Consider the following 14,749-nt stretch of genomic DNA (forward strand, 5'->3'; position numbering starts at 1 on the left):
ATTTTAACAGGGGTTGAACCATGAAGATTAAACGTTTTTTTGCCAAAGATATGCGCACCGCACTGAAAGAAGTTAAAGATGAGTTGGGTGTGGATGCTGTTATTATGTCGAACAAAAAACTCGCTAATGGTGTAGAAATAGTTGCCGCAGTCGATTACGACAAAGCAGCCCCTAAAGCCGCAGCGCAACCACAGGCAGCGCCAGCTCCGCAAAGAGCTGTGCAGCAAAACACTCATAACTTTATAAAGCCTGAGCCAAAGCGTGCACAACCTGAGCCACAAGCGGCTGTTGCCGACAGCTTACAAGCTTTACTAGAGCGCCAGTCGCCACGTCCTCGCTCTCCTGAGCTTGCTTCTATGTTTTCGCAATCAGGTATTGATACGTCTGAGCATTATCAAGAGCCAGCACAGCCACGTACGACTAATATGTTTGCCCGCGAAGATGAAGCACCAAAACGTATGCAAACCCAAGCAGATAGCTTAGGCTTCGATGACTTAGACCGCGATTTTGACGAGTTAGATGCACCTGTTGCTCCGCGTCCCCAAGCACAAAATAAAGAAAGTGTTGAAATGAGCGCAATGCGGGATGAAATGAACGCAATTCGCCAGTTACTAGAGCACCAAGTATCGGGTTTAATGCAGCAAGATATGGCCCGTCGTGACCCAACGCGTGCATGCATGATTGATCGGTTAGTTGGCATGGGGATAGATAAAGACGTAGCAGAGCAAATGGCGTGTTTTATCCCTGATGACGTATCGCGCCAGCAAGGTTGGAAAGCATTATTACAAATGGTTGAAGATCAAATGCAGACCACCAATAATGAAATTCTTCGCCAAGGTGGTGTGTACGCACTTGTAGGACCTACTGGTGTAGGTAAAACAACCACAGTTGCTAAACTTGCAGCATTAGGGGCACAAAAATATGGCGCCGATAAAGTCGCCCTAATAACGACTGATACATACAGAATAGGTGCTTATGAGCAGCTTGCTACATATGGCCGTATTATTGGTTGTGGTGTTAAACAAGTAAAAGATGCCAATGAATTAGCTGAAGTTTTATATCATTTACGCAATAAGCGTCTAGTATTAATTGATACAGCGGGTATGAGCCAGCGTGATCTTCGCCTTACCGAGCAATTAAATACGTTAATGCGCAACCAACGAGTAGATATACGTAGTTATTTAGTATTAAGTGCCACAGCACAAATAAATGTTTTGCAAGAAACCGTAAGACATTTTAAAAAGGTTCAGCTAAGCGGTTGTATTTTCACTAAGTTAGATGAATCATTAAGTTTAGGTGAGATTATTAGTATAGCGATTCAAAATCGTCTTCCAATAGGGTATCTTACTAATGGTCAGCGTGTACCAGAAGATATTCGCGTTGCAAATGCTGAAAAACTAGTAAAAAAAGCTGAGCAATTGTATTTAAAAAGAGCAAAAGCACAACATTCAAGGCACCAAGCAGTGGCGCCAAGCACAGTAGGGATGTATGATTAACACAGTATTAGATCAAGCAAGCGGCCTGCGCAAAATGAGTCAAAACAATAACAACGGCGTAAAAGTTATCGCTGTCACCGGCGGTAAAGGCGGAGTGGGTAAAACCAATGTCTCTTTAAATACTGCTATTGCTTTAGGGCAGCAGGGTAACCGTGTATTAGTATTAGATGCCGATTTAGGCCTAGCTAATTGTGATGTAATGCTAGGACTACGTGTTGAAAAAAACTTGTCTCATGTCCTTTCAGGCGAGTGCGAACTTGACGAGATTTTAGTTGAAGGCCCAGGCGGTATTAAAATCGTGCCTGCTACATCAGGCTCGCAAAGCATGGTGGAACTAACACCTTCTGAGCATGCTGGATTAATTCGTGCCTTTAGTGAGCTTAATACCGAATTTGATATTTTAATTGTGGATACCGCCGCTGGTATTTCTGACATGGTGCTGAGTTTTTCTCGTGCAGCGCAAGATGTCATGGTGGTGGTGTGTGACGAGCCGACCTCAATTACTGATGCCTACGCGCTTATTAAAGTACTTAGCCGCGAACACGGCGTTTATAAATTTAAAATTGTTGCAAACATGGTGCGCAGTATGCGCGAGGGCCAAGAGCTTTTTGCAAAGCTGTCTAAAGTAACAGACCGTTTTTTAGATGTGTCTATGGAGCTTGTTGCGACTATTCCATATGATGAAAATATGCGTAAATCTACGCGTAAACAAAAAGTCATTGTCGATCTTTTCCCTAATTCACCAGCAGCAGTCGCGTTTAAAACATTAGCGACAAAAGCAGTAAAATGGCCTATACCTAATCAACCTTCAGGACATTTAGAGTTTTTCATTGAGAAGCTAGTAAACGGCTGATTATGACAACATCGGTGAAAAGAGCTATGGGATATCAATCAACACAAAATTTAAATGTGATTGTTGAAAAGCACGCGTCGCTTGTCAAAAAAGTGGCGTGTCACTTAATAGCTCGTCTTCCTCCTAGCGTTCAGCTTGATGACTTAATCCAATCAGGAATGATTGGCCTTATTGAGGCCTCAAAAAACTTTGATGCTAGTAAAGGGGCAAGCTTTGAAACGTTTGCTGGTATTCGTATTCGCGGCGCTATGCTTGATGAAATGCGTAGAGGAGATTGGGCACCCCGTTCGGTACACCGTAAAAGCCGATTAGTCGCAGAAACCATTACAGAATTAGAAAATAGTTTAAATAGAGAACCAAAAGATACTGAAGTAGCTGAAAAACTTGATATTTCGCTAGAAGAATACCATCATATTTTAAATGATGTTAATTCCAGTAAAGTACTAGGCATTGAAGACCTTGGGGTAGATGAAGATGTTATTAGCCCTGCAGGCCAAGATTTAGCGCTAGACAAACCATTTAATAATGTTAAAAATGAACGGTTTAATAATTCATTGTTAGAGGCAATAAAGTCTTTACCAGAGCGAGATGCAATGGTGCTTTCTTTGTATTACAACGATGAAATGAATTTAAAAGAAATTGGGCATATACTCGATGTAAGTGAATCGCGTGTAAGTCAGATACATGGTCAGGCGATGATTAAGCTCAAAGCAAAAATCAATGACTGGATAAACTAGTAGTAAGTAAATTATAGGTTAAGACCTCACCGGAGGATGTTTTGGATAAAAACATGAAAATTCTTGTTGTTGATGATTTCTCTACAATGAGACGTATTATAAAAAATCTGTTGCGTGACCTAGGGTTCACGAATGTTCAAGAAGCTGACGATGGTTCTACAGCATTACCTATGTTGCAAAATCAGGTTTTTGACTTTGTTGTAACCGATTGGAACATGCCAGGTATGCAGGGTATTGACTTGCTAAGAGCCATTAGAGCTGACGAAAAATTAAAACATATTCCGGTTTTAATGGTGACGGCAGAAGCTAAAAAAGAACAAATAATAGCGGCAGCGCAAGCAGGTGTTAATGGTTACATTGTTAAGCCATTTACTGCAGGTACTTTGAAAACTAAATTAGAAAAAGTGTTTGAACGCTTAGGTTAATGAGAGGAGAGGCTTATGTCAGCACCAGCTGCGCCTCAAATTACTTTAGAACAAGCTCGTCAGCTCGTCGTTTATTTAGAAAATGGTGAGCAAGATAAAGCTGATCAATTAATTTTAGATACTGCCTCTCAAGAGCAATCGCAGCTTTTTGCTGAAGTAGGTAAGTTAACGCGCCAATTACACGAAGCTCTCAAAAGCTTTGAACTTGATACGCGCTTAACCGATTTAACCACCGATGCAATTCCTGATGCGAAAAAGCGCTTAAACTATGTCATGGAAATGACAGAAAATGCTGCTAATAAGACAATGGATGCGGTAGAAGCAAGCCTCCCTATTGCACAGCAGCTAGCAGATGAAATTGCACAGATTAAGCCTACTTGGGATAGGCTTATGAACCGTGAAATAGAGCTTGGCGAATTTAAAACTTTATGCCACAGCATCGACAAGTTTATGAATAGCTCTCATCATAAAACCGATGAGTTGCAAACTTTAATGACCAATGTACTCATGGCGCAAGATTTTCAAGATTTGACCGGCCAGGTTATCCGCCGAGTAATTGAGTTAGTCAGAGAAGTTGAAGAAAGTTTAATCCACCTTTTAACAGCATTTGCTGCTCAAGATGACAGCAATGTTGAAAGTAAAGAACAACAAGAATCAGAAGAATTGGTTGCCGCACAAACATTAGCAGGTCCTGAAGGCCCTATTATTGATAAAGAGTCGCGAAATGACGTTGTATCTGACCAAGACGAAGTCGATGACCTATTATCAAGTTTGGGCTTCTAAGAGGAGAGTAACTGCATGAGCTTTGAAGTCGATGAAGATATTTTACAAGACTTTCTTGTAGAGGCCGGAGAAATCCTAGAGCTTTTATCTGAACAGTTAGTTGAGCTAGAAAATAATCCAGAAGATACTGAGTTATTAAACGCTATTTTTAGGGGCTTTCATACCGTAAAAGGGGGGGCAGGCTTTTTAGCTATGACTGAGCTTGTTGATGCCTGTCATGGTGCTGAAAACGTATTTGATCTCTTACGTCAAGGGGTTAGAACTGTTAATTCAGAACTGATGGATGTGATTTTACAAGCACTAGATACCATTAATGAAATGTTTGCTACTATTCAAAACCGCGAACAACCAGACCCAGCAGATCCTCAGTTATTAGAAACCCTTCACAAACTTGGCCAGCCACCTACGGATGATGAGCTTACTGAAACAGCCCCTGAGGTTGTTCAGCAAGAAGCTGCGGCACCTGTTAGCGCAACTGATGAAGAAGACCCATTTGCATTTGATGAATTATTTGATGTAGCAGGTTCAAGCCCATCAGCAGATACCACGCAAATTGATGAAATTACAGAAGATGAATTTGAAAGCTTATTAGATGAGCTACATGGTAAAGGCCAAAGCCCAGTATCGCAACCAAGTGCAAGTGCAGAGCCTGATTCAAGTTCAGATATTACCGATGATGAATTTGACAGCTTATTAGATGAATTACATGGTGTGGGTAGTTTTGGCCCTGTTGCGACAGATACCTCAAGCAATGAGCCCGAAGTTAAACACACAGCACCTGCGGCCGTTACAAATGATAGCGGTGATGATGAAATCAGCGATGATGAATTTGAAGCCCTGCTTGATGAACTGCATGGCAAAGGCGGTGCACCAGAATCAAAAGAAGCTGAGGCACCTGCGCCACAGCCTCCTAAGGCTGCTCCTCCTGTAGCACAAACACCAGCAAAACCTACGCCAGCACCTGCTGCTAAGCAAGCACCTGTGGCAAAAGCGGCTGCCCCTACTCCTAAAGTGGTTGAAAAGCCAGCGAGCAGCGGGGCACCTAAAAAAGCCACGCCTCCGCCTGCTGAAACCACGGTACGGGTTGATACAAAACGTCTAGATCAAATAATGAATATGGTTGGCGAGCTGGTATTAGTGCGAAATAGGTTAGTCAGTTTAGCGACCAATACAGATAGTGAAGCAATGGGTAAGGCGATATCAAATCTCGATGTGGTCACTGCAGATATTCAAGGCGCAGTAATGCAAACGCGAATGCAGCCTATCAAAAAAGTATTTGGGCGTTTTCCTCGCGTAGTACGTGATTTAGCACGTAGTTTAAATAAAGAAATTAACTTACAGCTTGTAGGTGAAGAAACCGATTTAGACAAAAACTTAGTTGAGGCACTGGCCGATCCGTTAGTGCATTTAGTACGAAATTCAGTTGACCACGGTATTGAAATGCCCGCAGCGCGTGAAGCTGCGGGTAAACCCAGAACAGGTAATGTGACTTTATCGGCCTCGCAAGAAGGCGACCATATTTTGTTAACCATTAAAGACGATGGTGCAGGTATGGATGCTGAGAAACTGAAAAAAATAGCGATTAGTAAAGGCGTTATTGATCACGATCAGGCAAGTCGCTTATCAGACACTGAAGCGTATAACTTAATATTCGCACCTGGCTTTTCGACCAAAGAAGAAATATCTGACATTTCTGGCCGTGGCGTAGGCATGGATGTAGTAAAAACTAAAATAACCCAGCTTAATGGCTCTGTTAATATCCAGTCTGAGTTGGGCGTAGGGACTATTTTAGAAATAAAAGTACCATTAACGCTGGCCATTTTACCAACGCTGATGGTTATTGTTGGTGAGCAAACATTTGCGTTACCACTAGCCGGCGTGAGTGAAATATTCCATTTAGATTTAACTAAAACTAATGTGGTAGATGGTCAGCTTACAATTATTGTTCGTAAAAAAGCGATACCACTATTTTACTTAGAGCATTGGTTAGTCAAAGGTGCTGATTGTTCTCAGCGTAAAGCGCAAGGTCATGTGGTAATTGTGCAAATAGGTACTCAGCAAGTTGGCTTTGTGGTTGATTCATTAATTGGCCAAGAAGAAGTTGTTATTAAGCCTCTTGATGCGTTATTACAAGGTACGCCTGGAATGGCCGGTGCAACAATTACATCTGACGGTGGTATTGCGCTGATTTTGGATGTACCTAATATGCTTAAGCATTACGCAGGATAAAATATAGGCATACCTGTGTATGCCTATACATAAATTTAATAAGAGAGCGCAATGGCCGTAAAAGTTTTAGTTGTTGACGATTCTAGTTTTTTTCGCCGCCGAGTAAGCGAAATCCTTGAACAAGACAGCGGTATTGAAGTAATAGGTTTTGCTGTTAACGGTAGAGAAGCCGTAGATAAAACAGCGCAGTTACGTCCAGATATGATCACCATGGATGTAGAAATGCCTGTGCTTGACGGGATTAGCGCAGTGAAAGAAATTATGGCGAGTAACCCAACGCCAATCCTTATGTTTTCATCGCTAACACGCGATGGTGCAACAGCAACGTTAGATGCACTTGATGCCGGAGCAATGGACTTTTTACCTAAAAAGTTTGAAGACATTGCACGAAATAACGAAGATGCTATTAAGTTATTGCAAACTAAAGTGAAGGAAATTGGTCGTAGGCGTGCACCGCGCCCTGTTAGGCCATTAACATCAAGTAAGATTACTGCTCCACCTGCAAGCAAACTAGCCACTTCAAGCTCTTCGCTCAAACAACCTGATAGAAGTTTTCAACGTGCCGCATCGGGGCAAGCATCAGCGACACCCAGTATGCCGACACGAGCCAGCGGTAAACATTATCAAATAGTGGCGATTGGCACTTCTACTGGCGGGCCAGTTGCTTTACAAACCATATTAACCCAATTACCTGCTAATTTTGCGCATCCTATTTTGTTAATTCAGCACATGCCGGCAGCGTTTACACCTGCATTTGCTGCGCGTTTAAATAGCCTTTGCAAAATACGCGTTAAAGAAGCACAGCAAGGTGATAAATTAGAAGCGGGTACAGCCTACCTAGCCCCTGGTGGACAGCAAATGATGGTAGAGGGGCGAAGTGGTAATAAAACACTGCGTGTATTTGAAGATAATAGTGAACGTATAAGCTACAAACCAAGCGTTGATGTTACTTTTGCAAGTGTTGCAAAAAGCTATCAAGGAGACGTACTTGCCATTGTTTTAACTGGCATGGGCGCCGATGGGCGTGATGGTGCACGAATGCTTAAGCAATCTGGGGCAACAATTTGGGCGCAAGATGAAAAAAGCTGTGTGGTATACGGTATGCCTCAAGCCATTGCCAACGCAGGGCTTGCCTCAGAGCATTTAGCGCTAAACGATGTAGCAGCAAGAATAAAAAGAGAGACTGGTTGTGGATAAGCTCTCTGTTTTAGGATTAATCATTGCGCTGGGCGCTATAGCGATTGGTTACTCTTTAGAGGGGGGCGTTGTTACGGCGTTATTTAATGGCCCTGCACTTATTATTGTACTTGGCGGCACCTTAGGCGCTGTTATGTTGCAAACGGCTACAAGCACCTTTAAAAAAACGCTCAGCATGAGTCATTGGGTGTTTTTTTCACCTCAGTACAATATTGAGCAAGCCATAGAGCAAATTAAAAACTGGTCGCACAAAGCGCGCCAAGAAGGGTACTTAGCGCTAGAAAAAGAGGCGCTTAGTCACCCTGACCCTTATGCTGCTAAAGGACTTAGTTTACTTGTAGATGGTTGCTCGGAGCAAAAGTTACGTGACACCCTAGAGATAGACTTAATGCTTGAACGAGACCGCCTACTTGAAGCAAGTAGAGTGTACGAAGCCATGGGTGGATATAGCCCAACGATAGGTATTTTAGGGGCTGTACTTGGCCTTATTCAAGCAATGTCATTTATAACCGATCCTCAAAAGCTAGGTGCTGGGGTCGCCACCGCATTTATTGCAACAATATATGGGGTGGGTTTAGCTAACTTATTATTTTTACCTATGGCCAATAAACTTAAGCAACGAATAGAGCAAAAAATGCTTTACCATGAAATGATGGCCGAAGGGGTGATTGCTATAAGCCTTGGTGAAAGTCCTATTAACATAGAATTAAAGCTTGAAGCTTATCGCACAGAGCGCCCTAATGTCGTGGTAGAGTAACTTTTATGTTACGCAGGCGCTTACGTCAATCAGCAGAAAAAAATCAACATACAGAACGTTGGTTAGTCTCTTATGCTGATTACATGACTATTATGTTTGCCTTTTTTGTGGTTATGTATGCTATTGCCATCAATAAAGAAGAAAATTTTCAAATTCTCTCCGACTCCCTTGAACAGGTTTTTGACAAATCAGCAAGGCAACAATCGCAACAAGGCGAAGGTGTGACAGGCGAAGGGCTACTCACCGACCGTGTTACCCCAGAGCAAGAGTTATTGTACGGTGAGAGCATTCAAAAGCAGGAGTCTGGCCCAGAGCTGCTAGACGGACAAAGCGACACTAGCAATATAAAACAAAAACATTTAGGTAAACCACTCGATAGCTTATTAACTAAATTACATTCGGCACTTATTGATGAAATTCGTGACGGAGAAGCAAGTTTAGAGCTCAACCAAGATTGGCTTATTATTGAGCTAAGTTCTGGAATGCTGTTCTCTAGTGGTAGCTCAGTGGCCCACGCGCGAGCTAAACAAGTCGTAAAAATTGTAAAAGACATTATTGCCCCAGTAGATAACTACATAAGGGTAAGAGGCTACACAGATAACGAAAGTATTCGTAATGAAATGTTTCGCTCTAACTGGGAGTTGTCAGTTGCACGTGCGACCTCTATTTTAGTTGAATTGGAAACGTTAGGAATTAACCCAGCGCGAATGGCAATCGAGGGCTATGGGCAATACTCACCTTTTGCCGATAACGACACCGCAGCAGGTCGAGCAGAAAATCGTAAAGTTGTTATTGCCCTTTCTAAGTATGGCTTAGTACAACAAACCACCGAAAATGAAAATAAAGCTGAATCTGATGAGCAAGTGCAAGAAGCAGCGCCTGAGCCAGAGGTCGAACTTCCCTCTGATGATAACTCTATTAAAATAATTCGTTTACCTCATGGTGGTATCAGAATCACCACGCGCAATGACAGTAATTAGGACTTAATGTGAAGATTTGGACAGTAGCAAATCAAAAAGGCGGTGTAGGTAAAACCACAACGGCTGTTAGTCTTGCGGGTATTTTGGCCTTGCAAGGTAAACGCGTATTACTCATTGATACCGACCCTCACGCCTCACTAACGTACTATTTTGGTATTGATTCTGAAGATTTAGAAGTCAGTGTGTACGATATTTTTGCCCGCGGCACCTCAATGCAAAGTGAAGAAATACTGCAAGCATTGTGCCCCTCTACGATGGAAAATCTAGATATATTGCCCGCAACGATGGCTATAGCAACACTTGATAGAAGCATGGGCAATAAAACGGGGATGGGCTTAATTTTAAAAAAAACACTTGCAAAAATTAGTGAACATTACGATTATGCGCTGCTTGATTGCCCGCCCGTTTTAGGTGTTTTAATGGTGAACGCATTAGCCGCCAGCGAACGTATTTTAGTGCCTGTGCAAACTGAGTTTTTGGCGCTCAAAGGGCTTGATAGAATGATGCGCACTATGGAATTAATGCAAAGCTCTCAAGCGAAACAGTACCAATATACTATAATCCCTACTATGTATGATAAGCGCACTAAAGCGTCGCTTGAAGCCTACAAAACATTGCAAAATACATATAAAGATAAAGTATGGCCAGGGGTGATCCCCGTTGATACAAAGTTTAGAGATGCAAGCCTTGCACAAAAGGTACCCATAGAATTTTGCCCGCGTTCGCGTGGGGTATACGCTTACAAAGCGTTATTAGATTATTTAATTGGACAAGGTTAATGAATGAGTAAGCAATTATTTGCTAATGAAAAAGTAATGACTCAATACTTAGGGGCGCTATTATGCGAAGACGAACCTGAGGAAAACCTTGAGCCTGTAGCAAAGCTACTTGAGCAAGTACCTAGTGCCATACAAAACGACGAGGTACTTTTAAAACCCAAAGCGCAATTAAAAGTGACCGAGCAGCTTTATTCTGAGCAAGTAAAACAGAGTACTAGCGAGGTTGACGCTACTATTTCACAATCAGTGCCTATTGAGCCTGAGCAACTAGAAACACCTGAGGTGCAAACTCAGTTAAGTACTGAATCTGCCCCTTTATTGCATAGCCAAGAAGATTACTTTGAAGGTGAGTTTCAGGCTCTATTTTTTGAAGTGGCTGGCTTAACATTGGCTGTTCCTTTAAAAGCACTTGGAGGAATTCATCAATTAGGTGAGGTAAATCATTTATTTGGTAAGCCAAAGTGGTTTAAAGGCGTTATGCTTAATAGAGATGAAAAGCTAAACGTGGTTGATACTGCCCGTTGGGTAATGCCAGAAAAGTACGATGAAAAGTTAGAGGCTTCTCTTAATTATCAGTATTTAATAACCCTAGGCGATAGCAACTGGGGTTTATTGGCCGAAAAGTTAATAAATAACATTACATTGAGTAAAGAAGATGTAAAATGGCGAAAAAACAGCGGCAAACGCCCTTGGCTTGCTGGTGTTATTAAAGAAAAAATGTGTGCTTTAATAGATGTAGATAATTTAAATGCACTATTAGAAAAAGGCTTAGATAGCCGTCAGTAGTAACGACCATTACGGGGTAACAGCATGAGCGAAGATAGACTATTATCAGCGAATAAAAACGCAGATAACAACGATGAGATTTTACAGTGGGTAACGTTTAAGCTTGAAGAAGAAACGTATGGCGTAAACGTAATGCAGGTGCAAGAAATTTTACGTTATACCGAAATTGCGCCAGTCCCTGGTGCGCCTTCATACGTTATTGGCATTATAAATTTACGTGGTAACGTAGTCACTGTTATTGATACTCGTGCTCGCTTTGGTTTGCCTGCTGCGGATGCAACTGACAACTCTCGCATTTTAATTATTGAAGCAGAAGAGCAAGTAATTGGTATTTTAGCTGATAGTGTTTCTGAGGTTGTGTACTTACGCAGCTCTGAAATAGACAGCGCCCCAAATGTTGGTACCGAAGAAAGCGCTAAGTTTATTCAAGGCGTATGTAACCGCGATAACGAATTACTTATTTTAGTCGATTTAAATAAATTACTTAGCGATGACGAATGGGATGAGTTAAGCGATATTTAAGCTTTACCACTAAAATTATGTTGTTACTTAGTATCGCAATAGCAGCGCTAGGGATAGGTTTAATATCGCTGGCGCTAATTGTTGCATTAAAAAATAAACAGTCGGCGGAGCTTAATGCGGTATCACAGCAATTAAAAGATACCTCAGAGCAAACACATATATTACGCAGTGAAGTGTCTGAGCTCAGAACCGGGCTTTTAAGTATTGGTAAGCGCGTACTTGAAGTTGAGAAACAAAATCAAGAGTTGATGCAACAGCAAGCTGCCCAAAAATATGACGACCCAGACGCAAAAATATATTCTCGTGCTGTTAAAATGGTTGAGCTTGGCGCAGATTTAGATGAGGTTATACGCGAGTGCGAGCTTCCTAGAGCCGAGGCTGAACTATTATTTTCGTTACATAAACAAAAAGACGCCTAGCGTCTTTTTTGCTTTTAACTACACACAATACCCATGTGCAGTCATACTTACTAAAGGGTAGATATAATTCATCCACCTAGTTATGCCCTTACATTTAGCTTACCTTGAAAGTCTTGCCAGCCAGGTGGGAACTGACCACGAAGCACGTACGAAAAAGCAATCAATTCAGCAATAACATAATAAAGCTCTTTAGGTATTTCCTCTCCCAATTGTAAGTGTGAGAGTGTTTTAGCAAGTGCTTCATCTTGGTGGATCATAATGCCTTTTTGTTTTGCAGCTTTGATTATTTCATCGGCCAACTCCCCAAACCCTTTTACACTTACCGATGGGGTGCTTCCTGCTTCATATAACAGGCCAATCGCGGATTTATTATTTGCAGCAAAATTAGAGGTGTCAGTCATGTTAAACCTTAATATTTATAATGGCATGCGATTGATAAAACGCTTGATGACTAGCATCTCCACGTTTTAAGTTTAGCTCGCCTACTTGCAAGCCATGCTGAGCCAATTTAGCCCTAAGGCTGTCTAAGTGAGGGTGTGCCATTGCGCTTACTTCTTGGCTAGAGGCAAGCAGCTGGCAATCGAGTGCTTTGTCCATAAGCTCTGCCACTATTTGTAATTGTCCTTGCTGTGCATAATCAAAATTTAACCTAACAAACCACACGTTTTTTTCGGCTTTATCTACACTGGCTTTTTTATATTGCCCTAAGGTTATTTCTGTTTGTCCCGCTTCAGGCGGAAGTTTCATCGGAAATAAAAACTGTGCTAGCGGGTTTGTGTCGCTTTGTTGGTTTGGCGTAGTTACTTGTACTTGGCTAAGGGTATTTTTAACTTGCAGCAGCTCTGGGGCAAGCTCTTGTATTTGTGTTTGTTGAAGTTGCTCTAATAGTTTATCTGCGCCATTACCTACTTTAAAAGTAGGTAAAAGCACGTTAAGTAGGGCATCTACGCCTGTGTGGTTATTAAACGTTAGCGAAGTACTAGGTTGGCTTATTATTGGCGCCGCTAAAATAGTAACCGCAAGTTGCTCAAGCCCTTTTGTAAAGCTACTTTGTAGTGTGTCGTTTGGCGTAGTAAGCGGTTGTAAGGTACTTAAAAGCTCTCGCTGTATGGTGGCTGGGTGCACATTAGTACTAGAGACCATTCTATTAAAAGCTTGATTTACTAGACGCGTTAGATCAGGTGTGTTTTGTGTCGCTTTACTTGCTATGTCAGTAATTTGGCTACTCAACAATGTTTTAGGGTTGGAAGCGCTATTTGGGTGTTCACTCTCTGTTGGCAAGTTTAAAAGCGAGGTTAATAATTTGGCCTCTACAGGTTGTAATTGTTGACTTGCTGCGGTTTTAAAAAGCGAGTGAGACAAACTAGGTTGATTGGGAGTATTTACCTGTGAAGTTGTGGTATTTAGTACTTTTAAACTCAGCGGCGCAGAAGAGTTGCCTTGGGTACTTGCATTTGTTGGTTGGGCGCTCACTGCTTGCGGCTGAACCATGTTGTTTACTGATTGCCATAACGACACACTCGCCTTTAATTGCTGGGTTATTTGTACTAAAGGAGGAAGCTGCGCAAAGTGTTTAGCTAAAGGGCTGTTAGGAGTAAAAGAATTATTAGCAACTTCTGCGGTTATATTTAGCTTGCTTAAATTAGGGTTTGTTAACGTGTTTATTTGTGTAGATGCTTTATTTACATCAAGCTTAGCTTGTTGAACTTGCAAAGGTGGCGTTTTACTCGTAAAAGGTTTGTTTTCAAAGTATTTGACGGCATCGTTAATTCGCGTTTTTAAATCACTAAAGCTGCTTTGTAACCATGACTTTATAGGGCTTTGTGCACTTAACTGCGGACTTGTTTTATCAGCGGGGGTGCTAACTACACTTTGCTGCTGTGATAAAACTAAGTCGGTAAAGGGTTTACTAAAAGAGTTGTTAAGTGCGACCTGCATTTTAGGTAAGTTAGTTTTAATGAGCAGCTTATCTGCTTGATGAATAATATTTACTGCCATGGGTTTACTGGGCAATTCACTAAGCTGTTTATTGGTTATCGGAGTTGTAAACGAGCCGCTATGATTAGGGTGCGAAATAATAGCTAATTTTGGCGTTGCCTGTAGCTGCGCGCTTGGCAGTAAATTAGTTAATAACTGCGAAATTTTATGTTGGCTGAGAGTTTGAGTATGAACGGTGTCAGCAAAGCGGTTAATAACATTTATTTGTGCGCCTTTATTGGTTGTATTAATAAGTACCTGTAATGGCTGCTCGGTATTTAACAGCTGTGCGGTTTGTTTATTGATTGCAATATTGGCATTAAGATTCGGAATAACAAGCTGCGGTGACGGCGAGAGCTGTACATTGACTGGCAAGGGTTTACTTTGTATTTCACTACCGGTACTAACATAATTCAAAAAACGCTGCAGTTGTGATGCGCTGCTAAGTGTAATATTGGTATTGTTGGGAGTTATACTTAGCTGCTTTCCATCAGAGCTGAGCTGTATGTTAGCACTTGCTATTTTATCTGTGTTTTGAGGGGCATGGGTTATGCCTAAGCGTAGTGTTTGCCAGTGTTTATCAATCAAAACATCGAGTGTAATTGAGCCTTTTGAAAACTGAATATTTTTAGCCGCAAGTACCTGCTCGGGTAATTGTACTAATTCGTCCGAAGTGCTCGGGGCGCTTTGGTTATTAACCAATGAATTAGATAATGTGATTTGCGTTGGATTATTCATTATTTTAAATCAAGTTTTCGCTAATTTTCGTGAATCGATTTTAAAGCAATATTCGTATTACCCTATCATTA

Annotated in this window: 15 protein-coding genes; 13 read left to right on the forward strand and 2 right to left on the reverse strand. The window is 41.6% G+C overall.

Annotated features, from left to right (window positions below; translation table 11 throughout):
* The first annotated feature begins 20 nt into the window (after nt 1-20).
* From flhF to WDB87_RS10355, 13 genes are read left to right on the forward strand one after another with little or no spacing between them, the layout of a single operon-like run.
* Nucleotides 21-1,496 carry a flagellar biosynthesis protein FlhF gene (gene flhF / locus WDB87_RS10295; protein ID WP_337849834.1) on the forward strand — a complete coding sequence of 492 codons (1,476 nt, stop codon included), beginning with the start codon at nt 21-23 and terminating at the stop codon, nt 1,494-1,496.
* The gene (locus WDB87_RS10300) at nt 1,489-2,349 is read left to right on the forward strand and encodes a MinD/ParA family ATP-binding protein (RefSeq protein WP_054983003.1); all 861 of its coding nucleotides are present in this window, start codon (nt 1,489-1,491) and stop codon (nt 2,347-2,349) included. The genes flhF and WDB87_RS10300 overlap by 8 nt, the downstream gene beginning before the upstream one ends.
* Nucleotides 2,350-2,375: 26 nt before the next feature.
* Nucleotides 2,376-3,086 carry an RNA polymerase sigma factor FliA gene (locus tag WDB87_RS10305; RefSeq protein ID WP_024032309.1) on the forward strand — a complete coding sequence of 237 codons (711 nt, stop codon included), beginning with the start codon at nt 2,376-2,378 and terminating at the stop codon, nt 3,084-3,086.
* Between the two features lie 41 nt (nt 3,087-3,127).
* A complete protein-coding gene (gene cheY / locus WDB87_RS10310; protein ID WP_004588308.1) occupies nt 3,128-3,511 on the forward strand; it encodes a chemotaxis response regulator CheY in 384 nt (127 codons plus the stop codon).
* 15 nt (nt 3,512-3,526) lie between these two features.
* Nucleotides 3,527-4,294 (forward strand): protein phosphatase CheZ, encoded by a 768-nt coding sequence (locus WDB87_RS10315; protein ID WP_286244945.1) that lies wholly within the window; start codon nt 3,527-3,529, stop codon nt 4,292-4,294.
* Nucleotides 4,295-4,309: 15 nt separating this feature from the next.
* Nucleotides 4,310-6,523 carry a chemotaxis protein CheA gene (locus WDB87_RS10320; protein WP_337849835.1) on the forward strand — a complete coding sequence of 738 codons (2,214 nt, stop codon included), beginning with the start codon at nt 4,310-4,312 and terminating at the stop codon, nt 6,521-6,523.
* A gap of 51 nt (nt 6,524-6,574) precedes the next feature.
* A complete protein-coding gene (locus WDB87_RS10325; RefSeq protein ID WP_286244943.1) occupies nt 6,575-7,720 on the forward strand; it encodes a protein-glutamate methylesterase/protein-glutamine glutaminase in 1,146 nt (381 codons plus the stop codon).
* Entirely contained in the window at nt 7,713-8,477 is a 765-nt protein-coding gene (locus WDB87_RS10330; protein ID WP_286244942.1) for a flagellar motor protein, read from the forward strand. Before WDB87_RS10325 ends, WDB87_RS10330 begins: the two co-directional genes overlap by 8 nt.
* Nucleotides 8,478-8,482: 5 nt before the next feature.
* Nucleotides 8,483-9,457, forward strand: coding sequence for a flagellar motor protein MotB (locus WDB87_RS10335; protein ID WP_286244941.1), 975 nt, complete (start codon nt 8,483-8,485; stop codon nt 9,455-9,457).
* An 8-nt stretch (nt 9,458-9,465) separates the two neighbouring features.
* Nucleotides 9,466-10,236, forward strand: a complete 771-nt coding sequence (locus WDB87_RS10340; RefSeq protein WP_004588314.1) for a ParA family protein — start codon at nt 9,466-9,468, stop codon at nt 10,234-10,236.
* A 3-nt stretch (nt 10,237-10,239) separates the two neighbouring features.
* Nucleotides 10,240-11,022 carry a chemotaxis protein CheW gene (locus WDB87_RS10345; RefSeq protein WP_337849836.1) on the forward strand — a complete coding sequence of 261 codons (783 nt, stop codon included), beginning with the start codon at nt 10,240-10,242 and terminating at the stop codon, nt 11,020-11,022.
* Nucleotides 11,023-11,046: 24 nt separating this feature from the next.
* Nucleotides 11,047-11,544, forward strand: coding sequence for a chemotaxis protein CheW (locus tag WDB87_RS10350; RefSeq protein ID WP_004588316.1), 498 nt, complete (start codon nt 11,047-11,049; stop codon nt 11,542-11,544).
* Nucleotides 11,545-11,561: 17 nt separating this feature from the next.
* Nucleotides 11,562-11,963 carry a DUF2802 domain-containing protein gene (locus WDB87_RS10355; protein ID WP_337849837.1) on the forward strand — a complete coding sequence of 134 codons (402 nt, stop codon included), beginning with the start codon at nt 11,562-11,564 and terminating at the stop codon, nt 11,961-11,963.
* 80 nt (nt 11,964-12,043) lie between these two features.
* Here WDB87_RS10355 and WDB87_RS10360 read toward each other — a convergent pair whose 3' ends face one another.
* Both WDB87_RS10360 and fliK read right to left on the reverse strand, forming a co-directional pair.
* A complete protein-coding gene (locus tag WDB87_RS10360; RefSeq protein ID WP_286244938.1) occupies nt 12,044-12,364 on the reverse strand; it encodes an EscU/YscU/HrcU family type III secretion system export apparatus switch protein in 321 nt (106 codons plus the stop codon).
* Between the two features lies 1 nt (nt 12,365).
* Nucleotides 12,366-14,678 carry a flagellar hook-length control protein FliK gene (fliK, locus tag WDB87_RS10365; RefSeq protein ID WP_337849838.1) on the reverse strand — a complete coding sequence of 771 codons (2,313 nt, stop codon included), beginning with the start codon at nt 14,676-14,678 and terminating at the stop codon, nt 12,366-12,368.
* Nucleotides 14,679-14,749: the final 71 nt, after the last annotated feature.

Source organism: Pseudoalteromonas sp. C12FD-1 (assembly GCF_037414265.1).
Classification (GTDB): Bacteria; Pseudomonadota; Gammaproteobacteria; order Enterobacterales; family Alteromonadaceae; genus Pseudoalteromonas.